The sequence below is a fragment of the Rhodococcus sp. 14-2470-1b genome (assembly GCF_002259415.1).
GTDB lineage: Bacteria > Actinomycetota > Actinomycetes > Mycobacteriales > Mycobacteriaceae > Rhodococcoides.
On sequence record NZ_NPFY01000022.1, the window covers coordinates 211,534 to 228,668 of the forward strand.

18 protein-coding genes and 1 pseudogene are annotated in these 17,135 nt (G+C 64.8%); 12 read left to right on the forward strand and 7 right to left on the reverse strand.

The features are described from left to right. Positions 1-25: 25 nt before the first annotated feature. Positions 26-385: a VanZ family protein gene (locus tag CH293_RS17555; protein WP_094713714.1), complete on the reverse strand. Its 360-nt coding sequence runs from the start codon at positions 383-385 to the stop codon at positions 26-28. A gap of 10 nt (positions 386-395) precedes the next feature. Continuing rightward, on the reverse strand, positions 396-1,028 hold the full coding sequence (locus CH293_RS17560) for a trans-aconitate 2-methyltransferase (protein WP_094720939.1): 633 nt from the start codon (positions 1,026-1,028) through the stop codon (positions 396-398). 85 nt (positions 1,029-1,113) lie between these two features. Here CH293_RS17560 and CH293_RS17565 point away from each other — a divergent pair, with 85 nt between their 5' ends. Beyond that, positions 1,114-1,593: a phosphoribosyltransferase gene (locus CH293_RS17565; RefSeq protein ID WP_094720940.1), complete on the forward strand. Its 480-nt coding sequence runs from the start codon at positions 1,114-1,116 to the stop codon at positions 1,591-1,593. A gap of 40 nt (positions 1,594-1,633) precedes the next feature. Here CH293_RS17565 and CH293_RS17570 read toward each other — a convergent pair whose 3' ends face one another. Beyond that, complete coding sequence (locus CH293_RS17570; RefSeq protein ID WP_094720963.1) at positions 1,634-2,698, reverse strand: NADPH:quinone reductase; 1,065 nt, start codon at positions 2,696-2,698, stop codon at positions 1,634-1,636. Between the two features lie 39 nt (positions 2,699-2,737). Between CH293_RS17570 and CH293_RS17575 the strand changes: the two genes are divergently transcribed. Beyond that, on the forward strand, positions 2,738-3,244 hold the full coding sequence (locus tag CH293_RS17575; RefSeq protein WP_170945276.1) for a DUF664 domain-containing protein: 507 nt from the start codon (positions 2,738-2,740) through the stop codon (positions 3,242-3,244). A 29-nt stretch (positions 3,245-3,273) separates the two neighbouring features. On the opposite strand, the gene CH293_RS17580 is transcribed toward CH293_RS17575, so the two are convergent. Together CH293_RS17580 and CH293_RS17585 are read right to left on the reverse strand one after the other, a co-directional pair. After that, complete coding sequence (locus CH293_RS17580; RefSeq protein WP_094720941.1) at positions 3,274-3,774, reverse strand: SRPBCC family protein; 501 nt, start codon at positions 3,772-3,774, stop codon at positions 3,274-3,276. Beyond that, positions 3,771-4,592 carry an SDR family oxidoreductase gene (locus tag CH293_RS17585; RefSeq protein WP_094720964.1) on the reverse strand — a complete coding sequence of 274 codons (822 nt, stop codon included), beginning with the start codon at positions 4,590-4,592 and terminating at the stop codon, positions 3,771-3,773. The genes CH293_RS17580 and CH293_RS17585 overlap by 4 nt, the downstream gene beginning before the upstream one ends. Positions 4,593-4,664: 72 nt before the next feature. Between CH293_RS17585 and CH293_RS17590 the strand changes: the two genes are divergently transcribed. Next, entirely contained in the window at positions 4,665-5,687 is a 1,023-nt protein-coding gene (locus tag CH293_RS17590; RefSeq protein WP_094720942.1) for an iron-siderophore ABC transporter substrate-binding protein, read from the forward strand. Positions 5,688-5,692: 5 nt separating this feature from the next. Here the strand turns inward: CH293_RS17590 and CH293_RS17595 are convergent, their stop codons facing one another. Next, complete coding sequence (locus CH293_RS17595) at positions 5,693-6,160, reverse strand: GbsR/MarR family transcriptional regulator (RefSeq protein ID WP_037110891.1); 468 nt, start codon at positions 6,158-6,160, stop codon at positions 5,693-5,695. A 35-nt stretch (positions 6,161-6,195) separates the two neighbouring features. Continuing rightward, complete coding sequence (locus CH293_RS17600; protein ID WP_094720943.1) at positions 6,196-7,674, reverse strand: cryptochrome/photolyase family protein; 1,479 nt, start codon at positions 7,672-7,674, stop codon at positions 6,196-6,198. An 84-nt stretch (positions 7,675-7,758) separates the two neighbouring features. Between CH293_RS17600 and CH293_RS17605 the strand changes: the two are divergent. From CH293_RS17605 to CH293_RS17645, 9 genes and pseudogenes are all read left to right on the forward strand, one after another. Further along, positions 7,759-7,938: pseudogene (locus CH293_RS17605) on the forward strand (ParA family protein); the annotation flags it as partial. A 146-nt stretch (positions 7,939-8,084) separates the two neighbouring features. Continuing rightward, positions 8,085-9,755: an alkaline phosphatase gene (locus tag CH293_RS17610; protein WP_094720944.1), complete on the forward strand. Its 1,671-nt coding sequence runs from the start codon at positions 8,085-8,087 to the stop codon at positions 9,753-9,755. Positions 9,756-9,849: 94 nt separating this feature from the next. Next, a complete protein-coding gene (locus CH293_RS17615; protein WP_037110894.1) occupies positions 9,850-10,692 on the forward strand; it encodes a rhodanese-related sulfurtransferase in 843 nt (280 codons plus the stop codon). Then, positions 10,685-11,581: a pseudouridine synthase gene (locus CH293_RS17620; RefSeq protein ID WP_094720945.1), complete on the forward strand. Its 897-nt coding sequence runs from the start codon at positions 10,685-10,687 to the stop codon at positions 11,579-11,581. Before CH293_RS17615 ends, CH293_RS17620 begins: the two co-directional genes overlap by 8 nt. 95 nt (positions 11,582-11,676) lie before the next feature. After that, complete coding sequence (locus CH293_RS17625; protein ID WP_094720946.1) at positions 11,677-12,039, forward strand: hypothetical protein; 363 nt, start codon at positions 11,677-11,679, stop codon at positions 12,037-12,039. An 85-nt stretch (positions 12,040-12,124) separates the two neighbouring features. Further along, positions 12,125-13,603: an ATP-binding protein gene (locus tag CH293_RS17630; RefSeq protein WP_094720947.1), complete on the forward strand. Its 1,479-nt coding sequence runs from the start codon at positions 12,125-12,127 to the stop codon at positions 13,601-13,603. Continuing rightward, complete coding sequence (locus CH293_RS17635; RefSeq protein ID WP_037110440.1) at positions 13,600-14,259, forward strand: response regulator transcription factor; 660 nt, start codon at positions 13,600-13,602, stop codon at positions 14,257-14,259. Before CH293_RS17630 ends, CH293_RS17635 begins: the two co-directional genes overlap by 4 nt. Further along, a complete protein-coding gene (locus tag CH293_RS17640; RefSeq protein WP_094720948.1) occupies positions 14,256-15,755 on the forward strand; it encodes an SLC13 family permease in 1,500 nt (499 codons plus the stop codon). The genes CH293_RS17635 and CH293_RS17640 overlap by 4 nt, the downstream gene beginning before the upstream one ends. 29 nt (positions 15,756-15,784) lie before the next feature. Further along, positions 15,785-17,005 carry a glycerate kinase gene (locus tag CH293_RS17645; RefSeq protein WP_094720949.1) on the forward strand — a complete coding sequence of 407 codons (1,221 nt, stop codon included), beginning with the start codon at positions 15,785-15,787 and terminating at the stop codon, positions 17,003-17,005. Positions 17,006-17,135 lie beyond the last annotated feature (130 nt).

Below are 17,135 nucleotides of genomic sequence, written 5' to 3' on the forward strand. Positions count from 1 at the left end.
GCCGAGGACCCCCGGAGCAGTGTGCTCAGTGTATAGCCGACCGGGCCGGAAGGACGCGGACGGCGATCAGCAGGCCTGCGCCGACGCCGAGGATGTCGAACACCGCGTCGAGTGCCGACCCGCTGCGCCCCAGTGGAAGCAGAGCTTGGAGGATCTCCGACACCACCGCGAACCCGACCGTCCAGGCGAGGGTCACGTGCGTGGTCATGCCGGCGAATCGTGACGAGTACGCCAGCGCCGCGAACAACAGAAAGTGAATGATCTTGTCGCTGTGCTGGAAACCGCTGGGTACACCGGACGCCGGCGTGAACAAGATGATCAGCGCTGCGACCAGCGACACGGCCAGCGGGGCGTAGTACTTCAGCGACATGTACTTCAGCGGCATTCGATCGAGTCTAGGTGCGTTCCGTCGGCTGGGAGCGTCGCAGCAGCACCACCGTGTCGGTGCGCTCGGCGGGCGTGCCGTCCGGGTCCTGTCCCGGGCGGGTCCGGTCCTCGGCGACAACAGTCGTCCACTGGTCGCCGTCGAAGAGCGCGGTGATGGTGTCGACGTCGAACAGCATCTGCGCGTGCTGGTGGTGCGATGCGAGATGGTCGTTCGGGCTGTGTCCGACGATCAGCAGGTACCCACCGGCGGCCACTGCGGAACCGAACCGCTGGAACGCGGGGCCGACCTGGTGGGGAGGCAGTTGGAAGAAGTGCGCGGTGACGAGGTCGTACCGTTCCTCGGGCTGCCAGGTCAGCAAATCGCGGTGCAGCCACGTGATGTCGCGGTCGCCTTGTGTTTTCCGGGCGCGCTCGATGGCAACCTCGGAGATGTCGGCGCCGGTCGTCGTCCACCCGTTGTCGGCCAGCCAGCGCGCGTCGCCGCCTTCGCCGCTGCCGATGTCGAGTGCGGTCCCCGGGGTGAGCTTGGAGGCCTCGGTGATCAGGACAGGGTTGGCATTTCCGCTCCAACGCTGTGCCTGCTCGGTGTACAGGTTGTCCCAGAAGGCCTGATCGAACACGGGCTCGTCATGTGTGTGCATGGGTCCAGGATGCAAGCCTCCTTGTCATTTCGCAATATTGTTTGCTATTTCGGCAATGCTATGTCGATCCGCCTAGGCTTCGTACATGACAGACGGAGGACGCGAAGTCCTGACCTGGGAGACGTTCGGAACCGCATCTCGCGAGCTGACGCAGTCGATCGTGGACAGCGGGTTCGAGCCCGAGATCGTGATCGCGATCGCTCGCGGCGGTTTGATCCCTGCAGGCGCCATCGCGTACGCGATGGGCGTCAAGGCCGCGGGCACGCTGAACGTGGAGTTCTACTCCGACGTCGAGGAGACGCTGCCGGACCCGGTGGTTCTGGAGCCGCTGTTGGACACCGATGCCATCGTCGGCAAGCGATTGCTCGTGGTCGACGACGTCGCGGATTCCGGTCGCACTCTCGCACTCGTCGTCGAGCTGCTGAAGAAGCACACGGACGAGGTGAAGTCCGCGGTGATCTACACCAAGCCGCAGTCGATCATCGCGCCGGATTTCTCCTGGCGCGAGACGGACCTGTGGATCAATTTTCCGTGGAGCTCGTTGCCCGTCATCACCCCTACGTGAGTGGAATGTAGGCCCTGGCCTACATTCCACTCACATAGGCTCAGAGGTCTATCAACACCTTTCCGACGGTGCCGCTTTCCACGGCATCGTGGGCTGCTGCGGTGTCCGCCAGGGAGAAGCGGTGCAGCGGTAGGCCCGCGTCCTCGCCCACCTCGAGGACGCCGGCTGCGGCAGCGTTGGTGACGTCCTCTTCGGCGGCTTTCAGTGCGTCGTCACCGACGGTGTAGAGCAGCACGAACTGATAGCGGGCGTTGGTCACCATGTTCGGCCGAATGTCGAGGGTGAAGCTGTCGCCGCCGTTGTTGGCGTATATCGCGATCGATGCGCGGTTCGCTGCGACGGCGGCGTTCAGCTTCGCGTTCTGCGCTGGCGCGACCTCGACGATCAGGTCCACTCCGTTCGGTGCGATCGCGCGGATTTCAGAGGCGGCGTCGCCGGTCTTGTAGTTGACGACGTGGTGGGCTCCCGCGGCTGTCGCGAGGGCGGCCTTCTCGGGTCCGCTGACGGTGGTCACGACGGTTGCTCCTGCCCATCGGGCCAGCTGGATCGCCGCGTGCCCGACGGCTCCGGCGCCGCCGGCCACGAGGACCGTTTTGCCGTCCAGGGCGGAGGGGTGCAGTCGTGTCGGTCCGTCCTCGGAGACCGTCAAGGCGCGGTGAGCGGTCATCGCGGGTACGCCGAGGGATGCGCCGACGTCGAAGGAGACGTTCTCGGGCAACCGGACGACGTGTTCGGCGGACACGACGGTGTACTCCTGGGCGGTGCCGGAGGGCCGTTGGTACTGGGAGAGGTAGAGCCAGACGCGGTCGCCGTTCGCGAGGCCCTCCACACCCGGTCCGGTGGCGTCGATGGTGCCTGCTCCGTCTTGGTTGGGGGAGACCTCGTCGAAAGCGAGTTCACCCGTCGCGCCGCTTCGGTTCTTCCAGTCGGTGGGGTTGACGCCGGAGACGGCGACCTTGACGCGCACTTCGCCTGGTCCGGGTTCGGGGATGTCGCGGTCCTCGAGGGTGAGTACGGATGAGTCGCCGGTCCGGGTGTACCTGATTGCCTTCATGCTCGGTGCAACGGGCGCACGGGTGACGGAAATTCCGGCGACAGAATTCATCGTGGGGTATGCATGAGATGTGCCGACGAAAGGATGCTCGTGAATCACGCCGAAGTACTGGTGGACGCTTTCGAACGCGTCAAGGGTGTCGTGCACGACACCCTCGACGACATCCCGGAGCATGCTCTGACGTTCCGTGCCGACTCCGAGGCCAACACGGTCGCCTGGTTGATCTGGCATCTGACGCGCGTGCAGGACGACCATGTAGCTGGAGTGGCCGGTTCCGAGCAGGTATGGACCGCCGATGGGTGGAGCGACCGGTTCGCGCTGCCGTTCGACGACGGTGCGATCGGCTACGGACAGTCGTCCGACGATGTCGCAGCGGTCACGAGCAGTGCTGATCTGCTGCGCGACTACCACGACGCCGTCCATGCGAAAACCGTTGCGTACGTGCAGTCTCTGTCCGTCGAGGATCTCGATCGGGTGGTCGACGACAATTGGGATCCGCCGGTGACCCTCGGTGTTCGTCTCGTTTCGGTTGTGTCCGACGATCTTCAGCACGCAGGCCAGGCTGCCTACGTTCGGGGGCTGGCGGACAGAGCCTGATCGGCAGCCGTCGAACTTCTGCTCGGCGGTTACTTGGCAGCGAAGTGAGTCTGCAGATTCTCCAACGTCTTCCGGATGTTACGACGCTGGAACTCGGGGAAGGTCTTGCCGCTCGTGACGATCTTGTCGAACACGAATGCCACTGCACCGGGCCATTTTCGACGATCGTCGGTCCAGGTTTCGGTGACTTTCGTCCCCTGAGGAGTGGGCTCGAAATCGTACCGCCACGTCGCGTTCGCGCCCTTCAAGCGAGGAGATTTCACGCCGATCGCGAAGACTCGAAACTCGAACGTCTTTCCGGGGTCGGCGACGGTCACCGTCGAGCGTGTCACCCACTGCGCCCGGCCCCGCTTGTTGCGGCCGTCGAATTGCATTCCCACGTAGGCGGAGTCGCGCGGGTCGAGCACGACGGCGCCGAGGTTCTCGGGACTCCACGACCCCATGTGCGTGGGGTCGCTGATCGCGTCGTACAGGTCCTCGGCGGTGGCGTCGACGACGATGCTGTCGGAAACCGTGAACTCGCGCGTCATGAAGACTTTCCCTTACGAAGGCCCGGGTGGCTACGGGCGAGGACGGGTACCAACAGTGTTCGTGGTGCGACCGCAGCGAAGATGGACGCGACGCGGTTGATCAGTCCCGGGATCGCCACCATCTGGCCCTTGGCCATTCCGTCGACGGCCGTTTTCGCGACGACGTCCGCCGGCACCCACATGATGGGCGGCAATGCCGCTTCGGCGTCCTCCTTGGCGAATCCGGCGGCTTCGCCGAAACCGGTGTCGACGGGGCCGGGGCACAGCGCTGTCGCCGTGACTCCTGTGCCTTTCAGTTCACCACTGAGGCTCTGGGTGTAGGAGAGCACGAAAGCCTTGCAGGCGCCGTATCCCGCTTGTCCCGGGAGTGGCTGAAAGGCCGCGGTGGAGGCGACGTTGAGGACGGCCCCGCGTCGGCGAGCGGTCATTCCGGGTAGAAACCGACTGCACAGATCGGCGACTGATGCGACGTCGACCTCGATCATGTTCAGCTCCGCGTCGGGGTCCGAGTCGGCTACGGGGCCGAGGGTGGACAGGCCTGCGTTGTTGACGAGGATGTCCGGAACAAGGCCTAGCGCCTCGATCCGCGGCAGTAGGTCTGCCCGGTCCGCTCTGACCGACAGATCGGCAGGCAGTACCTCCACGCGCACTCGGGCACTCAGTTCGTTCGCCAGCTCGCGTAACTTCTCGGCTCGCCTCGCGACGAGGGCGACGCCGTGGCCCCGCGACGCGAGTTCGCGTGCGATGGCTTCGCCGATGCCCGACGAGGCGCCGGTGACGACGGCAGTGCGGTCCGGGGCGGGACGGGGAAGGCTCATGTGCACCACCGTAGCGTCTGTGAACTTTCATTCGATTTGAAAATTCGAGATAGGTTAGCCTATGGTCAATTGATGATAATCGCCTCTCGCCGGCGCGCTGCGGCGCTGTCCGGACTCGTCGCTACTGCGTTGGTTCTGGCTGGATGTGGGTCGACCGAATCCGCGGAGTCGGACACCTCGGGCGATTTCGCCGCCGTCACGATCGATTCCGCGCTCGGCCAAGCCGTCATCACCGAGAAACCGGAACGCATCGTGACACTCGGAATGGGATCGGCCGAGACGGCGATCGCACTGGGCACCGTTCCCGTCGGAGTCGAGGAATACCCCTGGGGAAGTGACGATTCCGGGTATCTGCCCTGGATCGACGAGGCGCTGGACGACGACCGGTTGCCACAGCAGTTCACCGGCGGAACCGAGCTGAACATCGAGGCGATCCTCGCACTCGACCCGGATCTGATCCTGGCGCCGTGGTCGGGAATCACGCAGCAGCAGTTCGACGCACTCAACGGCTTCGCCCCCGTGGTCGCATACGAGGAGCAGCCGTGGACCATCACCTGGGAAGACCAGATCTCCGTGATCGGCAAGGCCATGGGTGAGCAGGAGCGCGCGGCGGAGGAGATCGACAAGATCAAGAGCCAGTTCGCCGACGCCACCGCCTCGCATCCGGAGTACGAGGACGTCTCGTTCTCCTACATCTACAACACCGGCCCGGGCACGCTCGGTGTGTTCCTCGCGGAGGAGCAGCGGGTCGCGATGGTCCGTGCACTCGGACTCGAGGTCGATCCCGTGGTCTACACCCTCGACGAGACCGAAGGCACCGATTCCGCTGTCATCGGGCTCGAGAACGCCAACCTGCTGAACGATTCGGACTTGATCTTCACGTTCTACTCGGACGCGCAGAACCGCAGCGACACCGAGGCGCAGCCGGCGTACAACCAGATCCCCGCGGTGAATCGCGGATCGGTCGTGGCGCCGACCGAGCAGCCGTTCGTCACGGGCTCCTCGATCATCAACCCCTTGACCGTTCCGTGGGCGCTCGAGCGGTACGTCCCGATGATCGACGAGGCCATCGCGAAGCTGCCCGCTCGGGGGTGACCGAGCTAGGAGTCCCGTTCTTCCTTGAACCGATTCCACTCGCTGCGCAGCATTCGGTTGTCGATGATCCACCCCATGTAGTCACGCATGTTGAGCACACGGAGATACGCCGGCCCGCTCGGGTCGGCGTATTTCAGTGCTTCGGTGGCCAGTGCGCGCTGATTTTCGAGGTAGGCATGTTCGGTTTCGAGGAATCCGCCCCAGACGTCCGCGTCCATGACGTAGTAGTGCGTCCGATCCTTCGGTCGCCGAACCTGTTTGACGAATCCTCGCGTGATGAGGCGTCGGATGTAGTTCGATACCGATCCGCGTGAGGTGCTCAGAGCCTCGGCGAGTTCCGCAGCACTGACACCCGGTGTCTCGTCGATCAGCAGATATCCCATGATCCTGCCCTCGATGCGCGACGCCCCGCCGGACTGCCAGTAGTCGGCGAAGCGCTCGACGAACCACTCGGGGAATCGACCGTCGTTCATCGATGATTCTCTCGTTCCAGCACGGAACGATTGTGTCAGAATACCTCTCGCTGTGCCTCCTGCTCGAGGACCTGGTCGAGGTCGGACAACCTGTTCATCGAGGACACCTGGCGTGCGGTTCGGTGGTTGTGGGACAACCGATCTCGATGGCGGTGGACGAACGCCCAGTACCCTGCCGTGAACGGGCACGCGTCGCGCCCGAGCCGCTTCTTCGGGTTGTACTCGCATCCACCGCAGTGATCGGTCATTCGGTTCAGATAGGCGCCGCCGGATGCGTACGGTTTCGTGGCGATGAGACCGCCGTCGGCATGCTGGCTCATGCCGATGACGTTTACGGGCATGACCCACGCGAACCCGTCGACGAACGCGGTGGCGAACCACTCGGTGAGTGCGCGAGGGTCGTAACCGCGTTGCAGCGCGAAGTTGCCCAGAATCATCAACCTCGGGATGTGATGCACCCAGCCGCGGTCGCGGAGTTCGGAGAGCGTGTGCGCCAGGCAGGCGGCGATCGGCTCGTCACCGTCGAGGTCGGTGAACCACTTCGGCAGCGGGACGTGAGCATCGAGTTCGTTCCGATCGATGTATTCGGGTCCGAAGTGCCAGTACAGATGCCACACGTACTCACGCCATCCGAGTATCTGCCGGACGAACCCCTCAACCGACGCCAGCGACGCGTCGCCGTCGCGCCACGCCTTCTCGGCGGCCTCCGTCACGTCGAGCGGCTCGAGCAATCCCATGTTCAGCGGCACCGACAACAACGAGTGCGCCATCGTCCAGTCCTGCGTCATCACGGCATCCTCGTACTTGCCGAAGTCCTGCAGTCGATAGGACACGAAGTGCTCCAAAGCCTTTCGAGCCTCGGCTGCAGTCACCGCGAACAGTCGGGGGCCGTCGTTGCCGACGGTGTCCAGCTCCATCGCGTCCAGATCCGCGCGTACCTGCTCGTCGATGTCGTCCTCGGTCGGCCACCACGGCGGGTCGACGCCGAGCGTCGCCTGCTTCTTCGGCGGTGGCTCACGGTTCTCCTCGTCGAGATTCCAGACACCCTGCACCGGTTCGTCACCGGACATCAGGATCTCGAAGCGTCGCCTCTGATCGCGATAGAAGGTCTCCATTCGGAACTGGTGACGATTACCTGCCCACTCCGCGAAATCGGCTCGACTCAGCGCGAACATCGGCGTCGGCAACACGTCGTCGACGAGACCTTCCTGGAACAACCCGTCGACGAAGGCCTCGGCCGCGTGCGATGTCGGCTCGAAGACCACGACGGGTTTGCCGAACTGTTCGAGCGCCTCCCGATAGGTCTCGGTTCTGAGATAGGTCGCGCGGTCTCCCAGCTCGTCGGCCAGATGCCTCATCCCGGACAGCACCAGGTGGAGTTTCTGTCGGTGGAACGGCCGCCGTCGGAGCACGCGGGCACTTTCGATCAGCAAAACCTTGCGGTCACGGAGGTCCGGCGTGGAATGGAAATGCGGACCGAGTTGATCGCCGAACAGCCAGAGCGGGGAGTTCATGGACGGCAGAATGCTCCCATCCACAGGCCTACAAACCCGCTCGCTGTGTGCTGAACTGCGCGCGATACAGGGAGGTGGCCTGCAATGGCGACTGTCATCGCGACGATCGACCTGAAGGGCGGCGTCGGGAAGTCCACGACGACTGCCGCTGTAGCCGAGTTCATGTCCGCCGAGTTCGGCCTGCGGGTGCTCGTCGTGGATCTCGATCCCCAGTCGAATCTGACGACGATGTCGATCGGTGAGGAGCGCTGGCAGGAGGTCAACGACCAGGGCGCGACCGCGGTGAGGCCCCCTTCCATCATCCGCTCGGATGACACTCGGGCATGCACGACGGCAACGGATCGATGAATTTTCCGCCGCTGTGGCCAGCCTGACTTGACCGGGACCCGAAGTTCGCATGAACTGGCTCGGTGATCGTGAACGAGGGCGTGTCCAGGCGAGGGTTTCTTCGATCGTCGACGGTTGCGCTCGCAGCTGCGGGGGCAGCGTCGGCGTTGCCTGCTGTGGCGCACGCTCAGGGTGAGGATTTCGTACCGTTCCAGCACGGCGTCGCCTCGGGGGATCCGACGCCGGATGCGGTGATTCTGTGGACTCGTGTCACTCCGCAGCCGGGTGCAACCCCGGGCTCGGGCCTCGGCCCGGCTACGATCGTGCGCTGGCGCGTGGCCACGGACCCTCAGTTGACGAACCTCGTCCGCAGCGGCGCTGTGACGACCGACGCCGGGGTCGATCACACCGTCAAGGTGGACGTCGACGGGCTGACGGCGTCGACGACGTATTACTACAGCTTCGAGATTGCCGACGGTGACGCCGCGGGTGTGCAGTCGGTCGTGGGTACGACGTCGACGGCTCCGGCGAACGACGCGGACGTCGAGCGGATCAGGTTCGGTGTCGTGTCCTGCTCCAACTGGGAGTCCGGGTACTTCGGTGCCTACCGACATCTGTCGACGCGGACCGATCTGGACGCGATCATTCACCTGGGCGACTACATCTACGAGTACCGCACCGGTGAGTTCGCCGGAAAGAACGGCGTCATCCGCGTGCACGATCCGGTGCACGAGATCGTGAGTCTCGCGGACTACCGGACCAGGCACGGCCAGTACAAGAGCGACCCCGACCTGCAGGCCGCGCATCTGGGGGTGCCGTGGATCTGCACCTGGGACGACCACGAAAGCGCGAACGACGCCTACGACGGCGGAGCCCAGAACCACCAGCCGGAGACCGAAGGGCCTTGGAACGTCCGCAAGGCCAACTCGGTTCAGGCCTACTACGAGTGGATGCCGGTACGAGCGGCGGGAACACCGCAGAATCGGCACCTGTACCGCCGACTGCGCTTCGGCAATCTACTCGAGTTGTCGATGCTCGACCTGCGGACCTACCGATCCAAACAGGTTTCGCCGACGGCGGGAGCCGAGGTCGATTCACCGAACCGCACCATCACCGGCGCCGATCAGATGCAGTGGCTCACCGACGGCCTGATCAGCTCGCCGACCCGATGGAAGATCGTCGGCAATCCCGTCATGATCACCCCGGTGCTGGTCCCGCCGCTCGAGAGCGAGGCTGCGCGGGCGCTGACCGGACTGCTCGGCATCCCCGAAGGCGGAGTGCCCTACATGGCCGACCCCTGGGACGGCTACACCGCCGACCGCAAGAAGCTGCTCGCCGCCATTGCGGACAACGGCGTCAGCAACACCGTCTTCGTCACCGGTGACATCCATTCGGCCTGGGCATGCGACATCCCGCAGGACGCCGCTCGATACTTCGAAACAGGCGGCGTCGCGACAGAGCTCGTCGTCACCTCCGTGTCCTCGGCCAACGTCGACGACCTCACCAAGACCCCGCCGCACACTCTGGGCCGAGTCGCAGAGGCCGCGCTGACCACCTTGAACCGACACATCCGATACGTCGAACTGGACAGCCACGGCTTCGGAGTCTTCGACGTCACACCGTCGGGCGTCCAGATGGACCATTGGTTCCTCGACGCCAAGGAGGACCCGCTCACCGGAGTGTCCTGGGCGGCAGGCTTCACGGTCGGCGACGGCATCGCCCGCGTAGATCCCGCTCCACTCCCCGTCCGCTAGCCGACCCCGGCCCCTTTTCGGACCGAACGTACCGTTCGGTCACTCTGAGTGAGCGAATGTGCCGTTCGGTCACCACGGGCGGCATACTTGCACCATGGCTGTACCGAAGATCGTGCTGTTCTACGTGTTCACTCCGCTGCCGGATCCCGAGGCGATTCGGCTGTGGCAGCACACCCTGGCGGCGTCGAACAACCTCACCGGGCGCATTCTGATTTCGGAACACGGCATCAATGCGACGGTCGGCGGTGATGTGGAGGACGTCAAGAGGTATGTCCGCGGCACCCGAAGCTATGCGCCGTTCAAGACAGCCGACATCAAGTGGTCGGAGGGGCTGGGGGAGGATTTTCCGCGCCTGTCGGTGAAGGTTCGGCCGGAGATCGTCACGTTCGGGGCGCCGGAGGAGTTGAAGGTCGACGAGAACGGCGTGGTGGGCGGGGGAGTGCACCTCAGTCCGCAGCAGGTCAACGATCTGGTTGCCGAGCGCGGCGATGACGTCGTGTTCTTCGACGGCCGCAATGCGTTCGAAGCGCAGATCGGCAAGTTCAAGAATGCCGTCGTCCCGGATGTGGAGACAACCCGGGATTTCGTCGCGCAACTGGACTCGGGCGAGTTCGATCACCTGAAGTCCAGCCCGGTGGTCACGTATTGCACGGGCGGCGTCCGCTGCGAGGTGCTGTCGTCACTCATGCGCTCCCGCGGATTCGAGGAGGTCTACCAGATCGACGGTGGAATCGTCCGGTACGCGGAGACTTTCGGCGACGATGCGTTGTGGGAAGGGTCGTTGTACGTGTTCGACAAGCGGATGACGGTGAACTTCTCCGACCACACCGAGGTGATCGGGAGATGCACGGTATGCAGCAACCCGACCTCGAGATATCAGGATTTCGACGGCGACGACGGGCGGGGCCTTCGCTTGGTATGCGTGGACTGTGCCTGAGCATTCACAGCCTCCTCTGCCGTATCGGGACGGTCTCGCGCCGCTGAGAATCCGCCTTCCGCACGACGACTCGTCCGTACTTCTTCTCGACTACCTGCAGCGTGAGCATCCCGGTGACGACTGGGTGACGATGTTGACCGCCGGCGAGGTGGTCGACGAGAAAGCTCGGCCATGGACCGTCGAGAGTCGTTATGCACCAGGAAGGTTCGTCCACTTCCATCGCGTGCCGGCACACGAGACCGCGGTGCCGTTCGAGCTGGATGTTCTGTACGACGCGGAGGGCATCGTCGTCGTCGACAAGCCTCATTTCCTCGCGACGATTCCTCGCGGAATGCACGTCACCGAGACCGCGACCGTCAGACTGCGTCGCCTCCTCGGTTGCGAGGACCTGACGCCCGCTCATCGCCTCGACAGAGCGACGGCAGGAGTGTTGATCTTCACCCGCTCGCGGGAGCTTCGGCGTCCGTACCAGGAACTGTTTTCCTCGCGGGCAGTGCTCAAGGAGTACGAAGCCGTCGCTGGATTCGATCCGTCTCTCGAATTCCCCCGGGTGGTGCGCAGCCGGATTCTGAAGGATCACGGTGTGATGGTCGCCCGCGAGGAACCGGGGGAGCCCAACAGCGAGACCCGCATCGAACTCGTCGAACGGTTCGGTGACACTGCTCGCTACCGGCTCTTCCCGCACACCGGCCGTACTCATCAGCTTCGGATTCATCTGTCCTCGTTGGGTATTCCCATCAAGGGCGACCCGTACTATCCGATCTACACCCGGACTGCCGCCGACGATTTCGGTTCGCCGCTGCAACTGCTCGCCCGTGCGGTGGAGTTCGACGATCCCATCACCGGTGCGCGTCGCAGATTCGAGAGTCGGCGGACCCTCGCGGGCTGAGCTGGATACGCACCGCCGTAGGAACAGGGCGTAGATGAAGAAACCTTCATGTGCGTCTCATGGGTACGTCATGGATTCCCGGCATAGTTCTACCTATGCACTCCTCCCGACCGCTCGCCGTCGGCGCGATACTCGCAGCCGTCGCGTTCGTCTTGGCGGCAAGTTTTCTCCTCACCCGCGCCCCTGATCCGGAGTTGGATCCGGCGCCGGTGGTGGTGAGCGTCGTACCGACTGCAACCCAGCCGACTGCGACCCAGCCGACTGCGACCCAGCCGACTGCGACCCAGCCGACGGCGACCCAGCCGGCCCCGCAGCCGCCGACCGAGCTGCCGCCACCGCCGCCTGCTCCCGCACCTGCGCCCCAGGCGCCTGCGCCAGCTCCTCAGGCACCGGTGATTCCGTACGACGACGACTGGGACGACGACGGCGACGACGGTGGGGACGACGATGACGACTGATTCGACAGCTCCAGACTCGACAGCTCCCAATTCGACTGCTCCCAATTCGACTGCTCCTGATTCGACTGCTCCCGATTCGACTGCAGTGACTAGGCGCGGATCCTCCCTTCCGGCTCGCTGGAAGATCACGGCCTGGATCATGTTGACGACGCTTCTGCTTCTGGTCGTCGTTCTGGTCACGGCTCGTAATCTGCTTCTGCGTGACGTCGACGTGCGAGCCAACGACGACATCGTTCAGGAGGCCGACGAGTTCAGGACGTTCGCCGCGGAAGGCGTCGACCCGACGACGACGCGCCCGTTCGTGTCCGTCGAGCGGTTGCTCGAGGTCTATCTGGCGCGGCAGTCGCCCAGTCTCGGTGAGGTCATGATCGGTGTCGTCGGCAACGACGTCGTCGGACAACCTCGTGGGGATGTCCCTGAGGCGTTGATGCAGGATCCAGGTCTGGTTCGTACGTCGATCGACTCGGCGCAGCCTGCAGGCGTCGTCGAGACGGTGTCGGGTCAGATGCGCTGGGGACGAGTCGATGTCGACGATGTAGCCGGGACGGGCGGAACGTTGTTCGTTGCTGTGTTCACCGAATCCGGACGCGCCCTCGTCAACCGCACGATGCAGACCATGGCTCTCGTCGGAATCGTCGGACTGACGTTGACGGCAGGTGTCGCGTATCTGGTGGCAGGCCGCATCCTTGCACCGGTTCGCACAGTGCGTACCGTTGCCGCGGAGATCGGTGAGACGGATCTGACCGCGCGGGTGCCGGTGCACGGTCGCGACGACATCGCCGACCTCGCCGAGACGTTCAACGCGATGCTGGATCGGCTCGAAAGCGCCTACACGACACAACGTCAGTTCGTCGACGACGCCGGCCACGAACTGCGGACCCCCATCACGATCGTCCGTGGGCATCTCGAGCTCATGTCCGACGATCCCGAGGAGCGACGCAAGACGTTGGCGTTGGTGGACAGCGAGCTGGGACGAATGGGCCGGATCGTCAGCGATCTGCTCATGCTGGCTAAGGCGGAACAACCGGACTTCGTCGTCCGCAAGACCGTCGACGTCGCGCAGTTGGTCCTCGACATCGAGTCGAAAGTGCAGACGATCGGCGATCGGCACTGGCTGCTGATGGAGGTCGCGGAGGGAACGTGCAGTCTCGACGCGGAGCGTGTGACGCAGGCGATGGTGCAGATGGCCGCCAATGCAGTGGGACATACGGCGGTCGGGTCTCGAATCCGGCTGGGGTCGCGTTTCGACGGCGACGGTGACGGCAGGGTCTTCTCGTTGTGGATCACCGACGACGGCCCCGGGGTCCGGCCCGAGGACGCGCCGCTGATCTTCGAACGATTTCAGCGAGGGTCTCCGGCCGATCGGACGACGCCTCAGCAGCGCTCCGGCGCGGGACTCGGCTTGGCCATCGTCAGAGCCATCGCCGACGCGCACGGCGGGTCCGCCTGGGTGCGCAGTGTGCACGGCGAAGGTGCGACCTTCGGCCTCGATCTGCCGAGCCCGGGACACACCGTCATGTCGGACGAACCGTACGACGACACCGCCACGAAGGAGATTTCATGAGCCGCATACTCATTGCCGAGGACGACGTGCACATCGCGTCGTTCGTCGGAAAGGGCCTGCGCGCCGCGGGATACAGCACCGAGCATGTCGCCGACGGTGAAACGGCGCTCATGATGGCCCGCGAGGGCGGGTTCGACATGGTGGTGCTGGACATCGGGCTCCCGTCGATGGACGGGTTCACGGTTCTTCGTCAACTGCGGGGTGAGGGCGTGAGCACTCCGGTGGTGGTCCTGACGGCCCGTGACAGCGTCCGAGACACAGTCGCCGGCCTCGAAGGCGGCGCGAACGACTACATGACCAAGCCGTTCCAGTTCGCGGAATTGCTTGCACGCGTGCGCTTGAGATTGCAGGACGACGTGTCGATCGGTGCAGAGTCGTCGCTGGTGCTGCGTGATCTGAGCTTGGACCTACGTTCTCGCCGAGCGCAGATCGGTGAGCGGGTGGTCGATCTGACGGCACGCGAGTTCGCGCTGCTCGAGGTCTTTCTCAGACACGCCGATCAGGTGCTCTCGCGAGAGCAGATTCTGGGTCAGGTGTGGGGTTACGATTTCGATCCTGCGTCCAACGTCGTCGACGTCTACGTTCGGGCGCTGCGCTCGAAGATCGGTGCCGAGCGGGTGGAGACAGTGCGCGGCATGGGATATCGATTGCGATGACCGAGACACGTTTCGCGACAACACCGCCCATCAAGCTCGGCCGTACCGGGCCCAGTCGTCCGAAATTGCGGATCCCCGCGCCGACGCTGCCCGTTGCGCTCAGCGGTGCCGTCGTCTTCCTGCTCTGTGTTCGTGTGGTGTTCGCCGGTGTGGCGGGAGACCTCTCGTTCGATGGAACGGTCACGGTGCTGGTCTTCCTCGTCGCTGTGTGGATGTGGATCTTCGCGCCGGTCGACGACACGTACGTCGCTCTCGGCGCGGCACTCACTCTCGTCCTGACCGGTCCGGTCGACGCCGAGACGTTCACCGGCACGCTGGGCGACACCGTGATCTGGCTGTTGGTCGGTTCTTTCGTCATCGCCGCTGCGGTCACGGCGAGCGGCTTGGCGTCGTGGGTCGCCGCTCGGGTGTTGTCCGCGGCTCACACTCCGCGTCAGCTCGTCCACCTCGTGACCATCGTTCTGCTCGTCACCACGTATGCGATTCCGGCGACGTCGGGTCGGGCTGCTCTCGCACTCCCGGTGTTCCTGGCGTTGGCCGCTGTCCTGCGACACCGACCGAAACTGGTTCTGGCCCTGGCTGTCGTGTTTCCGTCGGTGATCCTGTTCTCGGCCGTCGGCTCGCTGCTCGGCGCAGGAGCTCATTTGATCACCAGCGAGATCCTGAGGACCGCCACGGGCTCGGGGATCGGGTTTCTGCAGTGGATGCTCCTGGGTCTTCCACTGGCGATCGTGTGGTCTCATATCGCGGCCGAGATCGCTTTGTCGCTTTTCACCGATCGATCCGAGCGCGAGCAGCCGATCACGCTGAGCAAGAACGCATTCGGTGTGAGTTCGGCTGCACCCCTCACCCGGCCGCAGCGTCGACTCGTCGCGTTGCTCGGCGCCGTGATCGTGCTGTGGTCGAGTGAACCGCTCCATGGCATCGACCCGGCGATCGTGGCGATGATCGGAGCGCTGCTGGCGGCGGCTCCGCGGCTGGGTGCCACCACACTGCCTGTCGCGCTCAAGACCATTCCGTGGTCGCTGTTGCTCTTCATGGCGGCGACGCTGTGTCTCGGTGTCGCCCTGACCACCAGCGGTGCTGCCCAGTGGTTCGCCGACCTTGCGTTCGGCCCGGTTCGGGGAATGGGCGGGTCGGCAGCCACGTCGTTCGTGGTGGTCGTCGTTCTGGTCTCACTGGTGTCCCACTTGGTGATCCAATCGCGATCGGCTCGGTCTGCGGTGCTCGTCCCCATCGTGATCGCCACCGCACCTGCCTTCGGAATCGACCCTGCTGCAGCGGCATTCGCGTCGACCGCCGCGGCAGGATTCTGTCTGACTCTCACCAGCTCCGCCAAGCCTGTTGCGATGTTCGCAGCCTCGGACACCGTCCCCGGCTACTCCGGATCACATCTGCTTCGTATGTCCGCTGCCTTGGCGCCGGTATCGGTGGCGCTGATCCTTGCCTGCTCGTTGTGGGTCTGGCCTGCACTCGGGCTGTCCCTGCATTCCTGATCGTTCCACGTCCCAAGAGGAGAACCCCCATGTCCAATCGCGTCCCGCAGAGAATTCTCGTCGCTCCCAGTGGTTTCAAGGAAAGCCTGTGCGCGGAGTCGGTGGCGACCGCCATCGCTGCAGGTGTGCGGCGCGTCTTGCCCGGGGTGCGCGTCGACACTGCGCCGATCGCCGACGGCGGGGAAGGCACTGCACGCACTCTGGCCGCCGCGACGCGAGGCCAATTGCACGACGCGGTGGTGACGGGACCCGTCGGACAGACGGTGACCGCGCACTGGGCGACACTCGGCGGCTCCGCGACCGGCGTCGCAGTCGTCGAAATGGCGTCGGCAGCCGGGCTTTCGCTCGTGCCGGCCGACATGCGTGATCCAGGGTCGACGACGACGTACGGCGTCGGGCAGCTCATCGCGGCCGCGCTCGACGCCGGTGCCGAGCAGATTCTCGTCGGCTGTGGGGATTCCGGTACGTGCGACGGTGGGGCTGGAGCCCTGCAGGCGCTCGGTGCCCGGATCCTCGACGCCGAGGGCATCGAGATCGGTTACGGGGGAAACGAACTGAAGCGAGCTGTGTCGATCGACAGGAGTGGACTGCATCCGCGGCTCGCCGATGTGGAAGTGGTGTTGGCCTGCAACCCGCACAACATCTTGTGCGGACCGGGCGGGGTGGCACGTGTGTTCGGTCCGCAGAAGGGCGCCTCGCCGACGCAGGTGGAGCACTTGTCCGAGGCGCTCGACAACTGGGCAGACGTCCTCGAACGCGACGGAGTCCACGACGGCGACATCCGGGCCGGCCTCGGCACAGGAGCATCGGGCGGGCTGGGCGCGGGTCTCGCAGCGGGTGTCGGAGCCACCCTCCGGTCCCGATTCGACGCTCTTCTCGATTCGGGACTGTCCGGAATCGACCTCGACCGCCGCATTCGCAAGGCCGACCTGGTGATCACCGCCGAAGGGTCGATCGACTTCCAGACTCCGAAAGGCAAAGTTCCCGCCGAAGTGGCGCGACGCTGCCAACGACTCGGCGTACCTCTCATCGCGTTGGCAGGATCGCTGGGACAGGGTGCGCCGGCTGTCCACGACGTTGGTATCGCTGCAATCGCATCGATCATCACGGTCCCCATGCCCCTGGCCGAAGCTGTCGCCAACGGTGAGTCCCTGCTCACCGATGCAGCGGAGCGAACGATGCGGATGATTCTCCTCGGCGGCGCAGTCTCCGCACGGACGGGCAGTAGACGACGCAAGGGTGCCGCTTAGCCGCCGCGCACCCCTGGGCCCGCCAGCACGTCCCCAGTGAGACTGGCAGCACCTCCCCGGTGAGACTGGCAGCACCTCCCCGGTGGAGCGAACGCGTCGTTCGGTCAGTCTGACTGACTGAACTCCACGT